The sequence below is a fragment of the Ruegeria sp. SAZA006 genome, assembly GCF_059613465.1.
In genome coordinates this window covers 82527-99297 of record NZ_JBXWSO010000004.1, presented here as the reverse complement: position 1 = coordinate 99297, position 16771 = coordinate 82527, and the positions used below count along the sequence as shown (strand labels likewise).

At 60.2% G+C, this 16771-nt stretch carries 15 protein-coding genes; 9 read left to right on the top strand and 6 right to left on the bottom strand.

Annotated elements, in window-relative coordinates; genetic code table 11:
* Positions 1 to 3 precede the first annotated feature (3 nt).
* From AC2FNZ_RS03140 to pdeM, 9 genes are all read left to right on the top strand, one after another.
* Positions 4 to 1455 carry a TadA family conjugal transfer-associated ATPase gene (locus AC2FNZ_RS03140; RefSeq protein ID WP_496839514.1) on the top strand — a complete coding sequence of 484 codons (1452 nt, stop codon included), beginning with the start codon at positions 4 to 6 and terminating at the stop codon, positions 1453 to 1455.
* Positions 1456 to 1466: 11 nt separating this feature from the next.
* Complete coding sequence (locus AC2FNZ_RS03135; protein WP_093962759.1) at positions 1467 to 2435, top strand: type II secretion system F family protein; 969 nt, start codon at positions 1467 to 1469, stop codon at positions 2433 to 2435.
* A 10-nt stretch (positions 2436 to 2445) separates the two neighbouring features.
* Positions 2446 to 3429, top strand: coding sequence for a type II secretion system F family protein (locus tag AC2FNZ_RS03130; protein ID WP_093962760.1), 984 nt, complete (start codon positions 2446 to 2448; stop codon positions 3427 to 3429).
* Between the two features lie 4 nt (positions 3430 to 3433).
* Positions 3434 to 4015 carry a tetratricopeptide repeat protein gene (locus AC2FNZ_RS03125; RefSeq protein WP_496839513.1) on the top strand — a complete coding sequence of 194 codons (582 nt, stop codon included), beginning with the start codon at positions 3434 to 3436 and terminating at the stop codon, positions 4013 to 4015.
* A gap of 29 nt (positions 4016 to 4044) precedes the next feature.
* Complete coding sequence (locus AC2FNZ_RS03120; RefSeq protein WP_496839512.1) at positions 4045 to 4896, top strand: tetratricopeptide repeat protein; 852 nt, start codon at positions 4045 to 4047, stop codon at positions 4894 to 4896.
* A gap of 3 nt (positions 4897 to 4899) precedes the next feature.
* Complete coding sequence (locus AC2FNZ_RS03115; protein WP_170368829.1) at positions 4900 to 5445, top strand: prepilin peptidase; 546 nt, start codon at positions 4900 to 4902, stop codon at positions 5443 to 5445.
* Positions 5446 to 5562: 117 nt separating this feature from the next.
* Entirely contained in the window at positions 5563 to 6870 is a 1308-nt protein-coding gene (locus tag AC2FNZ_RS03110) for a DUF8689 domain-containing protein (RefSeq protein WP_093962764.1), read from the top strand.
* 52 nt (positions 6871 to 6922) lie between these two features.
* Positions 6923 to 9334, top strand: coding sequence for a ligase-associated DNA damage response DEXH box helicase (locus AC2FNZ_RS03105; protein WP_496839511.1), 2412 nt, complete (start codon positions 6923 to 6925; stop codon positions 9332 to 9334).
* Positions 9335 to 9378: 44 nt separating this feature from the next.
* Complete coding sequence (pdeM, locus tag AC2FNZ_RS03100) at positions 9379 to 10041, top strand: ligase-associated DNA damage response endonuclease PdeM (protein ID WP_496839510.1); 663 nt, start codon at positions 9379 to 9381, stop codon at positions 10039 to 10041.
* Positions 10042 to 10053: 12 nt separating this feature from the next.
* On the opposite strand, the gene AC2FNZ_RS03095 is transcribed toward pdeM, so the two are convergent.
* The 6 genes from AC2FNZ_RS03095 to ftsH all read right to left on the bottom strand — a co-directional run bounded on the left by AC2FNZ_RS03095 (position 10054) and on the right by ftsH (position 16745).
* Entirely contained in the window at positions 10054 to 10917 is an 864-nt protein-coding gene (locus tag AC2FNZ_RS03095; protein WP_496839509.1) for a LytTR family DNA-binding domain-containing protein, read from the bottom strand.
* A gap of 79 nt (positions 10918 to 10996) precedes the next feature.
* Positions 10997 to 11887, bottom strand: coding sequence for a bifunctional methylenetetrahydrofolate dehydrogenase/methenyltetrahydrofolate cyclohydrolase FolD (gene folD / locus AC2FNZ_RS03090; RefSeq protein ID WP_093962767.1), 891 nt, complete (start codon positions 11885 to 11887; stop codon positions 10997 to 10999).
* A 53-nt stretch (positions 11888 to 11940) separates the two neighbouring features.
* Positions 11941 to 12246, bottom strand: a complete 306-nt coding sequence (locus AC2FNZ_RS03085; RefSeq protein ID WP_170337522.1) for a chorismate mutase — start codon at positions 12244 to 12246, stop codon at positions 11941 to 11943.
* A gap of 57 nt (positions 12247 to 12303) precedes the next feature.
* Positions 12304 to 13980, bottom strand: a complete 1677-nt coding sequence (locus AC2FNZ_RS03080) for a formate--tetrahydrofolate ligase (protein WP_475144729.1) — start codon at positions 13978 to 13980, stop codon at positions 12304 to 12306.
* A gap of 144 nt (positions 13981 to 14124) precedes the next feature.
* Complete coding sequence (locus tag AC2FNZ_RS03075) at positions 14125 to 14721, bottom strand: MOSC domain-containing protein (RefSeq protein WP_496839508.1); 597 nt, start codon at positions 14719 to 14721, stop codon at positions 14125 to 14127.
* Positions 14722 to 14828: 107 nt separating this feature from the next.
* Positions 14829 to 16745: an ATP-dependent zinc metalloprotease FtsH gene (gene ftsH / locus AC2FNZ_RS03070; protein ID WP_093962771.1), complete on the bottom strand. Its 1917-nt coding sequence runs from the start codon at positions 16743 to 16745 to the stop codon at positions 14829 to 14831.
* Positions 16746 to 16771 lie beyond the last annotated feature (26 nt).

The window sequence follows — 16771 nt, the reverse complement described above, 5'->3', positions numbered from 1 at the left end:
GCCGTGTTCTCACGTTACAAGAAACCATCAGATGCGCAGCCGGTTGCGACCCCTTCACAAGCCCCCAAGGCCGCCGAAGCCCCAACTGCTCCGGCAGCGGCACCGTCGCCGTCCACCGCGATTGCCCGCAAACCGGTGGCCAAAACCGCGGCGGAAGCCAAGGGCAACGACCGCGAACGCAAGCGCAAGGAACGGCTGAGCGAAATCAAGATCGAGCTGCATCGGGAGCTTCTGGAAAACCTGAACCTGGCTGCACTGGAAAATGCAGCCGAAGCCGAATTGCGCACCGAAATCAGCGCGATCGCGAGCGAGGTTCTGGAAGCCAAGAATATCGTTCTCAATCGCGAAGACCGGACCCAGTTGAACAAGGAATTGTACGACGAAGTCACCGGTCTGGGTCCGCTTGAAACACTGCTTCAAGACGACTCGGTCAGCGATATTCTGGTCAACGGTCCGCATCAGATCTTTGTCGAACGGTTCGGCAAGCTCGAACTGAGCGACGTATCGTTCAAAGACGAAAAGCACCTGATGCGGATCATCGACAAGATCGTGTCCGCCGTTGGTCGCCGGGTCGATGAATCCAACCCCTATGTTGACGCCCGTCTGCGCGACGGGTCTCGTTTCAACGCCATGGTTCCACCGATCGCGGTGGATGGATCCCTGGTTTCCATCCGGAAATTCAAGAAAGACAAGCTCGGCATCGACGATCTGGTCAATTTCGGCGCGTTTACCGAAGAAATGGCCGCGTATCTTCAGGCCGCCGTCTCCACTCGTCTGAACATCATCGTGTCTGGTGGTACGGGTTCCGGTAAGACGACCACGCTCAACGCGCTGTCCAGCTTCATCGATGACGCAGAACGCATTCTGACCATCGAGGATACGGCTGAACTGCAGCTGCAGCAGACCCATGTGGGCCGGATGGAAAGCCGCCCGCCCAACGTGGAAGGCAAAGGCGAAGTCAGCCCGCGCGACTGTCTGAAAAATGCTCTGCGGATGCGCCCTGACCGCATCATCGTGGGCGAAACGCGCGGCGCCGAGGTGATCGACATGCTGCAGGCCATGAACACTGGCCACGACGGCTCGATGACCACGATCCACGCCAACTCGGCCCGTGACGGTATCTCGCGTCTTGAAAACATGATCGCGATGGCCGGGATCGAAATGCCTATCAAGGCCGTGCGCAGCCAGATTGCAAGCGCTGTGAACCTGATCGTCCAAGCCAGCCGTCTGCAGGATGGTTCGCGCCGCATGACCTCGATCACCGAGATCACCGGGATGGAAGGTGACGTAATCTCGATGCAGGAAATCTTTAAATTCCAACGTGTTGGCCTGACGCCCGACAATAAGATCATTGGTCATTTCACGGCCACCGGCGTTCGCAGCCACTATTCCGAACGGTTCCGTCTGTGGGGGTATGACCTGCCCGCATCGATCTACGAACCGACGACAATGTAGGAGATCAGGGCATGCAACTGCCAACCGAGGCGCTCATCTATGTCGCGATCTTCGTCGGGGTTCTGGCGCTGGTCGAAGGTATCTATCTGGTGGCTTTCGGCAAATCCATCAGCCTGAACAGCCGCGTCAATCGCCGTCTGGACATGATCGACAAAGGCGTCGGGCGCGAACAGGTTCTGGAGCAGCTGCGCAAGGAAATGCAGCAGCACATGAAGTCGCAGAGCATTCCGCTCTACTCGCTGTTGGCCGACAAGGCCCAGAAGGCGGCGATTGCCTTCAGCCCGCGGCAACTGGTCATGATCATGGCACTGGTGTCCGTGGTCGCGTTCATGGGCCTGAGCATCGGCACCAGAACCGACACAATCCTGCGGGCAGCTCTGTCGATCGCAATCGGTATCGGCGCTGTCTATGCCTGGGTCAATCACAAGGCCAAGAAGCGCATGGGCATGCTTGAAGAGCAGTTGCCCGATGCCGTGGAACTGATGGTGCGCTCACTTCGGGTCGGCAACCCGTTCGTTTCGACGATCCAGATCGTCGCGAACGAGGTGCAGGATCCGCTTGCGACCGAATTTGGCGTGATTGCCGACGAATGCGCCTATGGCCGTGACGTGGGCGAGGCGTTGAAGGACATGGCCGAACGGCTGGACATGCAGGATTTGCGCTTTCTCGCGGTCGCCGTTGGCATCCAGCAGCAGTCGGGCGGCAACCTGGCCGAGATCCTTGACGGGCTTGCCAAGGTGATCCGCGCACGGTTCCGTCTGTTCCGCAGGGTCAAGGCGATCACGGCCGAGGCGCAGTGGTCGGGCAAGTTCCTGTCGGGGTTCCCACTGTTTTGCCTGGTTTTCATTCTGGTCAAGGACCCCGGGTATTATGACTCGGTTCTGGACCACAAATGGTTCATTCCCGCCTGTTTTGTCGTGGGGATCATGCTGACGCTGAACCTGATCGTCATGCGCATTCTCACCAACATCAAGGTCTGAGGGCACGACCATGGAATTTCTGACCCAAATCAACGACATGCTGACGGATCAATTGGGCGAGTTCGGCCCGCTGATCGTCGTCGGCGTGCTGGGATTGTTCATGGTCCTGGTGACCATTCCGATCCTTTTGAACCAGCCGGAAGATCCCTTGAAAAAGCTGCAGCGTGCAAACGCTGCGCCTAAAAAGGAAAAGCGCGGCAAGAAGGATCAGTTGCGCAACTCAGGCCGGAACGAACAGCTTGAAAAGTTCGCGACCTTCCTCGAGCCGAAAGATGAAGAAGAATACTCGGCCATGGAGCTCAAGCTGCGCCAAGCTGGTTACCGTTCGAAAGATTCCGTTCGGTTCTTCCACTTTGCGCAATTTGCGTTGGGGATCACCGGGATCGTTTTGGGTGTTCTCCTGGTGACGGTGTTTTCAAACGGACAGGAATTTACCGGTCAGCAAATGATGATCCGCGTTCTGGTGCCGGGTGCCATCGGATACTACATTCCCAAATACTGGATCACGCGCCGGATCGAAGAGCGCAAAGAGAACATTATCGCGGGCTTTCCCGACACGCTTGACCTGATGCTGGTCTGCGTGGAAGCCGGTCAGTCTCTGGACCAGGCGATCGTGCGTGTGGCCGGCGAGATGAAGGCCTCCTACCCCGATATTGCGCAGGAATTCGAGATCGTCGCCTATGAGATGAAGGCCGGCAAAGAGAAAGATCAGGTTCTGCGCGATTTCGGGACGCGTTGCGGGGTCCAGGATGTGAGCTCTTTCGTGACGGTGATGATTCAATCGGCCACATTCGGTACGTCGATTGCCGACGCCCTGCGGGTTTATGCCGGCGAGATGCGCGACAAACGCGTCATGCGCGCCGAAGAAGCCGCGAACAAGTTGCCAACGAAAATGACCCTTGCCACAATGATGCTGACGGTGCCGCCGCTGCTGATCATTCTGGTCGGTCCCTCGGCAAAAGGCATCATGGAGTTCGGTAACAGAGGCCAATAAGCCCATGCCCTCATGCAACCGGTGCGCCCGCTTCGGGCTCCACCGCCTAATGATGGCCACCGCGGTTCTTGCCGTGGTGGCTTCGTGTACGGACCCAAGTCCTTCGAACGGGCCTTTTGCCCCCGGCGTCGACCCCAAAGGTGGGCCGATTGACGAAATTGCTGTCGGGAACCGATTGATGGCAGCCGGAGAATACGAACTGGCCATGGAATCGTTCACCCGCGCGGCCCTGACAGAGGGGATGAGCCCGGAAATCCTGACCTCGATCGGAACCGCCAATCTCGGCCTCAGGCGGCTGGGACAAGCCGAGCCCCTGTTGCGACAAGCGGTTGAAGAAGACCCGGATTGGTCGGTTGCGTGGAACAATCTCGGCGTTCTGCTGATGGAAAAAGGTGAGTATGCCGAGGCCGCGCAGGTCTTCCAAAGGGCCTATGCGCTGGACAATGGCGAAAGTGACGCAATCCGTGACAATCTTCGCTTAGCGCTCGCAAAAATGGAAAATCCTGTTAATAATACACCACAAGAACAAGAATATACGCTGGAGCAGCAAGGGAACGGAGCTTTCCTACTGCGGAAGAACCAGTAACAGAGGCAAGAGCAGTAAGGGACGCAAAAATGCGCCAACATTTCCTGATTCCGACAGTAGTCGTGTGCGGGCTGATCCTGTCTGCATGCGCAAAAGAATCCGAAGAGGAAAAGGTCGAACGTACGTTCCAGGAAGTGAACGTCATCGACGAGACGAACCTCAACGACGTGATGCTCAATGCGGCTGACCCGAACGAGGCAGTGACCTATTTCCGTGGAGCCGCCGGCAAGAATCCAGATCGGATCGATTTGCAGCGCGGCCTTGCCATTTCACTGACCCGGGCCAAGCGCAGCACCGAAGCATCGGCCGCCTGGAAGCGCGTGACCGCGATGTCCGGTGCAACAAACGCGGATCGCGTCGATTATGCGGACTCGTTGGTCCGGAGTGGTGATTGGAAGGCGGCAAAGGCAGCGCTGGACCAGATCCCCCCGACCTACGAGACGTTCAAACGGTATCGGCTTGAAGCCTTGGTGGCAGACGCCAGCAAGGACTGGAAGCGTGCGGACCAGTTCTATGAAACCGCGATCGGGCTGACCACACGGCCGGCCGGCGTGATGAACAACTGGGGGTATTCCAAGTTGACCCGCGGCCAATATTCAGAGGCCGAGCGCCTGTTCACCGAAGCCATCCGACAGGACAGTTCATTGTTCACCGCAAAGAACAACCTGGTTCTTGCCCGCTCGGCGCAAGGCAATTATTCCATGCCGGTGATCCCGATGTCCCAGACCGAACGTGCGGAACTCTTGAACACGATGGGCATCTCGGCCGTGAAGCGCGGTGACATCAACACTGCAAAGAACCTGTTCCGGGAAGCCATCGCCACCCATCCGCAGCATTTCGACGAAGCAGTTCGGTCGCTCCGCGCGCTCGAGGAAGCATAAGGCATGGCAATTCCTGCAGTGGCAGCCCTGTGGTTTCTACCATTTGTGCTGCCCATCTGTTTCTATGTCGCGTTCACCGACATGCGGGAAATGAAAATCAAGAACCATGCGGTTACAGCTCTGGCCTTGGTTTTTGTGGTGGTCGGGCTGATTGTGCTGCCACCTTGGTCGGGCGAATGGGTTGGGGCCAGCATCGGGCCTTTGCAGTTTTCTCTGCCGGTTTATGCTTGGCAGCTGTTCCATCTGGTGGTCGTGCTGTTTTTTGGCATTCTTCTCAATGCCGCCGGCGCCATGGGTGCGGGCGACGCCAAGTTCTGCGCGGCTGCGGCTCCGTTCGTTTGGGTTGGTGATTTCTTGCTAGTGATGGTGATTCTGATGGTCACGACGCTGGCCGCGTTTGCCACCCATCGGCTGGCCAAATACTCCCGCCTGCGCCAGATCGCCCCGAACTGGGAAAGCTGGGATCAGGGCAAGAAATTCCCCATGGGGCTGGCCTTGGGTGCGAGTCTTGGCATCTATTTGATTTTGGGCGCAATTAACGGCTCGTGAACCATCATGCCTGCGCCTTGCCCGCGCCTTGGTCCTGCCACAAAGCTGCGCCAGATTTTCCGCAAGTGGTCCGTTTCGGGGCCCAAGGATTGACAACTGGATAGACGAGCCGCGCTCATGAACATGCAGACCTCATCCGTTATGGCTCCTCCCGCCCCGAAGGGTCTGGGGGAAATGCAGCTTCCGCTGGTTATGATGCGGGACATCCTTCTGAAGACCGTTTTTCGCAAGAATGTGGACACGGTGAGCGAGATCGCCGCCTCGATCTGTCTGCCGAGTTCGGTGACGCAGGAATTGGTCGACATCGCCCGCGAACAGAAGCTGCTTGAGGCGACGGGGACATTGAACGCCAACAGCGGCAATGAAATGGGCTATCAGCTGACCGACGCCGGCAAGGCACGGGCTTTGGACGCGCTGAGCCAGTCCGAATACTTTGGCGCCATGCCCGTTCCGCTGGAGGTCTACCGCGAGCAGGTCAAACGGCAGTCGATCCGGAACATCCAAGTCACGCGCGATCAGCTGACCGGCGCCATGGGGCATCTTGTCCTGCCGGACAGCCTGCTTGACCACCTGGGCCCTGCGGTCAGCGCCGGTCGCTCGATCCTGATGTACGGCCCGCCGGGCAACGGTAAGTCTTCGATTTCCAACGGAATTCGGGATGCGTTGGGAGACAACGTCTTTGTTCCGTATGCCATCGAATATGCCGGTCAGGTGATCACCGTGTACGACCCGATCGTGCACACAGCGATCGAGCAAGAGGCTGACGACCCGAACAGCCTGCGCCGCCGCAAGCGGTTCGACACGCGGTACGTCCAATGTGAACGCCCTACGGTGGTCACGGGTGGTGAACTGTCGCTGAGCATGCTGGACCTGGTCTACAACCCCACGGCGCGCACCTATCAGGCGCCGCTGCAGCTGAAATCGACCGGCGGCATCTTCATCGTGGACGACCTTGGCCGCCAGGCCGAGCCGCCGCAGGCCCTGATCAACCGGTGGATCGTTCCGCTGGAAGAGGGCAAGGACATTCTGGGTCTTCAGTCGGGTGAAAAGTTCGAAGTTCCCTTCGACACACTGGTCATCTTCTCGACCAACTTTCACCCGAACGAGATCTTCGACCAGGCCGCGCTGCGCCGGATCTTCTTCAAGATCAAGATCGACGGCCCGAACCAGGAAAACTTCCTGAAGATCTTCGCCATGGTGGCCCGCAAGCGCGGCATTCCGTTGGACGAAGCCGCGCTGGTGCATCTTCTGAAAGTCAAATACCCGACCATCAACAATGTCTACGCGAACTATCAGCCGATCTTCCTGATCGACCAGATGATCTCGATCTGCGAGTTCGAGGGCATCCCCTATCAGATGAGCCCGGAATTGATCGACCGCGCCTGGGCGAACATGTTCGTCAAGGACGAGGAAATCGTTAAGTAAGACGGACCCAAACCGCATTCCGCTTTGACACCTGGCGGGCTAGTCTGCGCATATGACGCAGATTCCCGCCCGGATTGACGCTTGGTTTGCCGCCAAAGGTTGGTCCGTCCACCCGCACCAACAGGCTATGATCGACCGGGCACAGGCCCCTGCGACGCTGTTGATCGCGCCCACGGGCGGCGGCAAGACGATGGCCGGGTTCCTGCCCTCGCTGATCGAACTGGCCGATGGGCGGCACGCGGGGCTGCACACGATCTATGTCTCGCCGCTCAAGGCGTTGGCCGCCGACATCAAGCGCAACCTGCGCGGCCCGGCCGACGAGATGGGCTTGCCGATCCGGATCGAAGACCGCACCGGCGACACCACCCCCACCCAGAAGAAACGCCAGCGCGTGGACCCGCCGCATATCTTGCTGACGACCCCGGAAAGCTTGGCGCTGCTGGCGTCCTACGAAGATGCACCACGTATGTTTCAGGGCGTCCAGCGCGTGATCGTGGACGAGATACACGCGTTGGCCGACAGCAAGCGAGGCGACCAGTTGATGCTGGCGCTAGCCCGCCTTCAGACCCTGTGCCCCGATCTGCGGCGCGTGGGCCTGTCGGCCACAGTCGAGGACCCGGACGCCATCGCGCGCTTTCTGGCCCGCCACCCCGACCCTTGCGACATTGTTCTGGCCGACCCCGGCCCCGATCCCGATATCGCCATGTTGCAAACGGCCGAAATGCCGCCCTGGGCCGGGGGCGGCGCGGCCTATGCCATCCCGGCGGTGCTGGAGCAGGTCCGGCAGCACAAGACGACGCTGATTTTCCACAACACCCGCGCCCAGGCCGAGATCTTCTTTCACAACCTGTGGCTGGCCAATGACGAAGGCCTGCCCATCGGCATCCACCACGGCAGCCTCGACCGGCAACAGCGCGAACGGGTCGAGGCGGCGATGGTTCGTGGAGACCTGCGCGCCATCGTCTGCACCGGCAGCCTCGATCTGGGGATCGATTGGGGCGACGTGGATCTTGTGATCCAGATCGGCGCCCCCAAGAACGTCAAGCGCCTGGTCCAGCGGATCGGGCGGGCCAACCACCGCTACAACGCGCCGTCCAAGGCTCTGCTGGTGCCTGCCAACCGGTTCGAGGTGGTTGAATGCGTTGCCGCGCTGGAGGCCGCACGCGCACACGATCTGGACGGCGAGCCGCGCGGCCCCGGCCCGCGTGACGTCTTGTGCCAACACATCCTGATCGCGGCCTGCGCCGGGCCGTTCAATGCCGATACCCTGTATGCCGAGGTCACCTCGGCCGGTCCTTATGCCGATCTGTCTCGCGCAGCCTTCGATGCCTGTCTGGAGTTCTGCGCCACAGGTGGCTATGCGCTGCAGGCCTATGACCGCTGGCAGCGCCTGCAACAGCGCCCCGACGGGCGGTGGCAGCTGCGCGACCCTCGCGCGGCGCAGCGCATCCGTATGAACCTGGGCACGATCCAGGACAGCGATACACTGAAGGTCAGGCTGAAGCGGAACCGGGGCGGCAAACCCTTGGGCGAGGTCGAAGAGGCCTTTGCCGCATCGCTGACCCCGGGCGACACCTTCCTGATCGGCGGTCAGATCGTGCGCTATGAAGGGCTGCGCGAAACGGTTGTCGAGGTCACGCGCCGTGCGGACAAAAAGCCCAAGGTCGCCACCTTCTCGGGCACCAAATTCGCCACCTCGACCCAGCTGAGCGACCGCATCCTGAGGATGTTTGCACAGCCCGACTGGCCGCAGCTGCCCGAACATACGGGTGAATGGCTGGATCTGCAGCGTCGGATGTCGCGGCTGCCCGGGCGTGATCGGCTGTTGATCGAGAGCTTTCCCAATGACGGCCGCGAAAACCTGTGCGTTTACGGCTTTGCCGGACGCAACGCACAACAAACGCTGGGCCTGCTGCTGACCAAACGAATGGAGGAAACCGGGCTGGCCCCGCTGGGCTTTGTCGCGACCGACTATGCCACGCTGATCTGGGGTCTGGACGCGGTGAGCGACCCCAGCCCCTTGTTCCAGATCGAGGCCCTGCGCGACGGGTTGGACAACTGGCTGGGGGGCAATGCGGTGATGAAACGGACCTTCCGCGCCTCGGCCACCATCGCCGGGCTGATCGAGCGCAACACAGGTGGCCAACGCAAAAGCGGGCGGCAGGCGACCTTTTCGTCGGACATCCTGTACGACACGCTGCTGAAATACGACCCCGACCACCTGCTGATGCAGATCACCCGCGAAGAAGCCATGCGCGGGCTGGTCGATTTCGGACGGATCGAGGCCATGATTGCACGCATCGGAGAAAGGATCGATCTGATCCGGCTGGACCGGGTGTCACCGCTGGCGGCGCCGTTGCTGCTCGAGGTGGGAAAGGTCCCGGTCAAGGGCGTGGCCGAAGAGCGGCTGCTGGCCGAAGAAAGCGCCCGTTTGTTGCGCGACGCCGGCCTGGAACCCGCCTGAAGAAACGACTTGCAAATCACGCCCTGACAGGCAAAGAACGGACCATGAACAGCCTTGAATTTTCGTTTGCAGGTGCCCAGCTGCGCGCCATGGGATCGGGCGCCCTTTGGTGGCCTGCGCACGATCTTCTGTGTGTTTCGGACCTGCACTTGGGCAAGTCATCTCGGGTCGTTCGGCGGGGCGGACCGGCCCTGCCCCCTTATGACAACCGAGAGACACTGTCCCGGCTGGCCGCCGATCTTGACACGACCGGTGCCAAGACAGTGGTTTGCTTGGGGGACAGTTTCGATGATCTCGAAGCCTCGGAAAGGCTGAGCGACGCAGATCGGCTCGAGATTTCTGCGCTGCAAGCCGGGCGGCTCTGGATCTGGATAGAGGGCAACCACGACCCGGGTCCCGTCGCGCTGAGCGGCACCCATCTGGCCGAGTGGAGCCAAGACGTGCTGGTCTTCCGCCATATAGCGGAAACCGACGCGCAAGGCGAAGTTTCAGGCCATTTTCACCCCAAGGTCCGGCTCAATGCGCGGGGCCGCATGATTTCGCGCCCGGCCTTCTTGTTCGACAGGTGCCGGCTGATCATGCCGGCTTATGGAACATATACCGGAGGGTTGCGCAGCTCGGACACCGCGTTGTCTCAGTTGATGCAGCCGGACGCCCGCGCCATTCTGACGGGCCCACAGCCACAGCTGACGGCGATGCCGCGTTAGGCGACAGCTGGTTCAGATCACACCGTCTTCTTCCAGTTTGGGTTTGTACTTGCGGCTGACGGGAACCAGATCATCGTTCCGAAGGCGCAGGTAGGTCTTGCCGTCGTTTTTCTGGATTTCCAGAATGGCCGCGTCCGTAACCCAATGGGATCTGTGGGTACAATGGCCCGAAATCGGCTCCATCTCAGCAATCGCGTCAGTAAAGCGCGACCGGATCGTATAGGTTCCGCTGGTGGTTACCACATCAACGTAGTGATCCCGGACCGCTAGCCGCAGGATATCACCACGAAACCCATCCGGTAGGCGGCTCACCAAACGGGGTTGAGGTGCTTCGATGACCTCGTCGTTTTCAGGCGGGGCTTCGCCTTTGCTGACCAGAACCAGACCTGTGCTAAAAAGCACACCGTAAGTGCCAACCGCCAGCAAACCGGGGGCATCGTGGCCACTGGCAGCGTACAGGATCCACGTCAGGATCCACAGCGCAGGCGTGAACAATACAAGGATCACCAAGGCAAACGCCACGTCGCGGACCGTCAGTCCGACATGGTCCAGACGATCCTTCACCAACTGCCGAGACCCCCACGTTGCCACAACCGCCAAAATCATCACTCCTGCCCAGAACGCCAGACGTACGGAGAAGGGCAGATCCATTTCTCGGAACGGTGGAAAAGTATAGGCGAGCAACGGGATGAACAGAATACCGGCGACCACCCTCTGAGGCGTGCATTCTGCAATGAATGGGCTCAGTTTTGACAACATATCAAAATCAATGAGCAGCCTTCCGAGACCCAGCCCTTGTCCCTCAGACGCCCACTTGTTCACTTCGTAACCGGCTGGAAACTCAAGCTTATCACGAAATGTCAGACAATCAAACACGTTTGCGGCGTGCTGGCGGGGGTCGTTTCATCCCCACGTTGGCCCCGGGGCGGACGCTCCGCCCCAAGGCCGCCAGTGGTCAGGCCGTCAGGCCTTCGGGCTCGGGCAGGCCGTTCGACCGGCAACAGGCCGTCAGAGTGTTGGCCAACAGGCAGGCGATGGTCATCGGGCCAACACCACCGGGAACCGGTGTGATAGCGCCTGCGCGCTCGGCCGCGCTGGCATAATCCACGTCGCCGACCAGCTTGGTTTTTCCATCACGCTCGATCCGGTTGATGCCAACGTCGATGACGGTGGCGCCCTCCTTGATCCAGTCGCCAGGCACCATCTCGGGGCGGCCCACGGCGGCCACGACGATATCGGCGCGACGCACGACATCGGGCAAGTCCTTGGTACGGCTGTGCGCGATGGTCACGGTGCAGCTGTCACCCAGCAGCAATTGGGCCATCGGCTTACCCACGATGTTCGACCGGCCGATCACCACCGCATCCATGCCGGACAACGAGCCATGATGATCGCGCAGCATCATCAGGCAGCCCAACGGTGTGCAGGGGACCATGGATTTCTGACCGGTGCCCAACAGACCCACGTTCGAGATGTGGAACCCGTCGACATCCTTGGCCGGGTCGATCGAGTTGATCACCAAGTCCTCATTCAAATGTTTGGGCAGCGGAAGCTGGACCAGAATGCCATGCACCGCGGGATCGTTGTTCAGCTTCTCGATCAAGGCCAGCAGATCTGCCTCGGACGTGTCGGCATCCAGCTTGTGCTCGTATGAGTTCATGCCCACTTCTACAGTCATCTTGCCCTTGGAGCGGACATAGACCTGGCTGGCCGGATCTTCGCCGACCAGGACCACTGCCAGACCGGGGGTGATGCCGTTTTCTTCCTTGAGTTTTGCAACCTGATCGGCGACTTGCGCGCGGACCTTGGCCGCAAAGGCCTTGCCGTCGATGACTTGAGCTACCATCCTTTGATCCCTTCTTTCAAAAAGCGGATCGGGCGCGAAGGGCGCCCGGTCATTCAGTCAGGGCCGAGCACGTTCTCCTCGCGCGCAATCGACCAATCAATCAAGATGCGCCAAAGCCTTTCGGTCAGATCGGGGTCCATGCCCACCTCAACCGAGTTTGAACGCACCTTTTGCACCACATCCTCGACACGCTCGGGAATTCGGGCCGGCAGGCCCTCGCCCGGTTTCAATTCGGACGCGCGATCGATGTAGGTTGCGCGCGTCGCCAACAGTTCGATCAGTTGGCGGTCCAGCTTGTCGATCTGAACCCGCAATTCCTGCATGGAATGACAGTCCTGCGGTAGTGTCAGAGTGGGCATCGCAATCTCCTCATGGCCCGGGGATTCCCCGGACCACGAGATGTCTTATTCAGCGGCTTAGAACAAGCCCTCGATCTGACCTTCGTCGTTGAGGCGGATTGTCTCAGCCGCCGGTTTACGGGGCAGCCCGGGCATGGTCATGATCTCACCGCAGACCACCACGATAAAGCCAGCACCCGCCGACAGGCGCACCTCGCGCACCGGAACCGAGTGGCCGGTGGGCGCGCCGCGCAGCGACGGATCGGTCGAGAAGGAATACTGTGTCTTGGCCATGCAGACCGGCAGGTTGCCGTATCCGGCAGCTTCCCATTCCTTCAGCTGGTTGCGGATCTTGGCATCGGCCAGAACCTCGTCAGCGCGGTAGATGCGCTTGGCGATGGTCTCGATCTTTTCGAACAGGGACATTTCGTCAGGGTAGATCGGCGCAAAATTCGCGGTACCGGCATCAGCCAGTTCAACGACTTTTTTTGCCAGATCTGCAGATCCTTCCGAGCCCAGTTCCCAATGCCGCGACAGAACCGCCTCAACCCCATGTTCGGCGCAGTAGTCCTTGACCGCCTGAACCTCGGCATCGGTATCGGTGACAAAGTGGTTGATCGCCACGACGACCGGTACGCCGAACGATTTCACGTTTTCGATGTGGCGGCCCAGGTTGGCACAGCCCGACTTTACCGCGTCGACGTTTTCCGCGCCCAGATCGGCCTTGGCCACGCCGCCATTCATCTTCATCGCACGCACCGTGGCCACGATCACCACCGCCGACGGCGCGATGCCCGCCTTGCGGCACTTGATGTTCATGAACTTCTCGGCGCCCAGATCGGCCCCGAAACCAGCCTCGGTCACGACATAGTCGGCCACCTTCAGCGCGGTCTTGGTCGCAATGACCGAGTTGCAGCCATGCGCGATGTTGGCGAATGGGCCGCCATGCACGAAGGCCGGGTTGTTTTCCAGCGTCTGAACCAGGTTGGGCTGCATCGCGTCCTTCAGAAGAACGGTCATCGCGCCTTCGGCCTTGATGTCGCGGCAGTAAACCGGGGTCTTGTCGCGGCGGTAGGCCACGATAATGTCGCCCAGGCGCTTTTCAAGATCCTTCAGGTCGTTGGCCAAGCACAGGATCGCCATGACCTCGGACGCGACGGTGATGTCGAAACCTGCTTCACGCGGGAACCCGTTCGACACGCCCCCCAAAGAGGCCGTGATCTGGCGCAGGGCGCGGTCGTTCATGTCGACGACCCGGCGCCAAACGACGCGGCGGGTATCAATTTCCAGTTCGTTGCCCCAATAAATGTGGTTGTCGATCATCGCCGACAGCAGCGAGTGGGCCGAGGTGATGGCGTGGAAGTCACCGGTGAAGTGCAGGTTCATCTCTTCCATCGGAACGACCTGCGCATAGCCACCGCCCGCGGCTCCCCCCTTCATGCCGAAGTTCGGACCAAGCGAGGCCTCGCGGATACAGATCATCGCATTCTTGCCGATCCGGTTCAGGCCATCACCCAAACCGACGGTTGTGGTGGTCTTGCCCTCGCCCGCGGGCGTCGGGTTGATTGCAGTCACAAGGATCAGCTTGCCATCTTCGCGGTCCTGGACCGAGTTGATGAAATTCTGGCTTACCTTGGCCTTGTCATGGCCGTATGGCAGCAGGTCGTCGCTCGAGATGCCGATTTTTGCACCAATCTCCTGGATTGGCTTCTTGTTCGCCTCGCGAGCGATTTCAATGTCGGATTTGTAGCTCATTGGGCAAGATCCCTGATTGAATTCCGTGCAAAACCGACGCCGCGCGTCGGTGCTGTCAAATCCATACCGTTGTGTACGGTTTGAATGGATGTGGATTCCGACATTTTCAGGCCGCGAAACGGCGTAGGCCTTGTTCGGGCGTATCTAATCGGAAACCGCCGTCTGTTTTGGGTCCCATGCGCGCTGATCGGGGACGAACAGGGTCAGACTGTCTCCGAGCCTCAGAAGTCCCAGCCGTTCGACCCAAGCGGTCACCCCGCGCCGGCCCTGTGCGGCCGGTTTGAACCGGGCGCCGTGCCCCGGTGACTCTGCTTCGATTTCCCGTCCGGGCAGGACACAAGGGCGGTTCTCCATATCGACCGTCAGGGTCAATCCCGTATCCGCCTGCAGCCGTGACGAGGGCGGAACATGCGTGAAATCCGGAATGCCCTCGACAACGATACTTGCACCCAAAAGGGCCGGATCCAGCCGGTCCACGCCAATGTCAGAAGCAATGGCCGCCATTTCCTCGGCAGCCAGGATCGTCAGCTGTCGCACGTTGCGGATTTCGGTGCCTTCCGGGTACAGGTTCTTGACCCGCACGCAGGATGGTCGATTGAGCCCTTCATGGCGCGCGCCAATGTCGCCCGAGAACCCAAGGTCGAGCTGTGGCACCGGCTGAGCCCGCAGGGATTGCCCGGCGGGAACGTGGCCCAACCAGACGACCCGGGCCTTGAATTCGGTTTCACGCAGGACAGGCATGCCATTTCCTTTCGACAGCGGATCAAAGTTCGCTGCAGCCTAACGCTCGCTGCCCTGATGGAAAGGCCGAAAAGAAAAGACCCGGCTCTGGGGCCGGGTCTCTTGCATCATGCCGAAGGTTCAGGCTCCATCCCGCCCTCGGGCGGGGTCTTCTTGACCTTGGTCTTGGGAATCGCCGTCACGCTCGCGGCATTGCCGTGATCGGACTTGTCGCTTTCGTCGTCACTCTCATTCGGCGGTTCGCCATTCATGACGCGCTTGATTTCGTCACCCGTCAGAGTTTCGTATTCAAGCAGACCCTGAGCCAGACGCTCCCATTCTTCCTTGTGTTCGGTCAGGATCTGATGGGCGCGGTCATATCCCTGCTGGATCAGCCGTTTGACCTCTTCCTCGATCAGTTCCTTGGTATGGGCCGAAACCGAGAACCCGGCCGTGTTACCCTGATAGCCCTCATGCGCTTCGGCATAATCGATGTTGCCGACCTTGTCAGACATGCCCCAACGCATCACCATGGCCCGTGCAAGTTGGCTGGCCTGCATGATGTCACCGGCCGGGCCGTTCGAGACGTGGTCTTCACCGTACTTAATGACCTCAGCCGCCTTGCCCGCCATGGTCATGGCCAGCTTCTGCTCACATTCATCCCTGTGATAGTTCAGCTGGTCCATCTCGGGCAGGCTGACCACCATGCCCAGCGCGCCGCCCCGCGGAATGATCGTGGCCTTATAAACCGGATCGCACAGCGGCAGGGTCATACCGACGACGGCATGGCCGGCCTCGTGATAAGCGGTCTTTTCCTTCTGGTCCTGGGTCAGCACCATCGAGCGGCGCTCGGCCCCCATCATCACCTTGTCCTTGGCGTTCTCGAAGTCTTCCATGGTGACAAAACGCCGACCGACCCGCGCGGCCATCAACGCGGCTTCGTTCACCAGGTTGGCAAGGTCAGCCCCCGAGAAGCCGGGTGTGCCGCGCGCGATGATGCGCAGATCGACATCCGGGCCCAGAGGCGTCTTGCGGGCGTGAACCCCAAGAATCTTTTCGCGGCCCTTGATATCGGGGTTGCCGACGGTCACCTGACGGTCAAAGCGGCCCGGGCGCAGCAGCGCCGGGTCCAGCACGTCCTTGCGGTTGGTCGCGGCCAGGATGATGACGCCTTCGTTGGCTTCGAACCCGTCCATCTCGACCAGCAGCTGGTTCAGCGTCTGTTCGCGTTCGTCATTGCCGCCACCATATCCGGCACCACGATGGCGGCCCACGGCGTCAATCTCGTCGATGAAGACGATGCAAGGCGCGTTTTTCTTGGCCTGTTCGAACATGTCGCGCACGCGGGATGCACCCACACCCACGAACATCTCCACGAAGTCCGAACCCGAGATGGTGAAGAACGGCACGCCGGCCTCACCCGCAATCGCTCGGGCCAGCAGCGTCTTACCAGTACCCGGAGGGCCAACCAGCAGCGCACCTTTCGGGATCTTGCCGCCAAGGCGCGAGAATTTCTGCGGGTTGCGCAGGAATTCGACGATCTCTTCCAACTCTTCCTTGGCTTCGTCGATGCCCGCCACGTCGTCAAAGGTCACACGGCCGTGCTTTTCGGTCAGCATCTTGGCCTTGGACTTGCCAAAGCCCATGGCACCGCCTTTGCCGCCGCCCTGCATCCGGTTCATGAAATAGACCCAGACACCGATCAGCAACAGGAACGGCAGCAGCGTGATCAGGAACGACTGAAAGCCGGATTGCTGCTGCTTTTCTGCCCGCACGGGGATGTCTTTCTCGATAAGCAGCTTGGTAACTTCGGCATCACCGGGCTTGATCGTGACGAAATTCCCGCCGGAACTGGTTGTGTAACGGATCTGCTCACCATCCAGCGTCACGCCTTTTACGTCGCCTGCTTCGACGGCGCTTACGAAATCCGAATAGGTTTTTTCATTGCTCTGGAGGGTTCCTCCCGGTCCGCTGAACAGATTGAACAGTGCAAGGATCAACAGGAAGAGAACGACCCAGAAGGCTATATTGCGAGCGTTGCCCAAGAAAATTCTCCCAAAAGACATCGGCA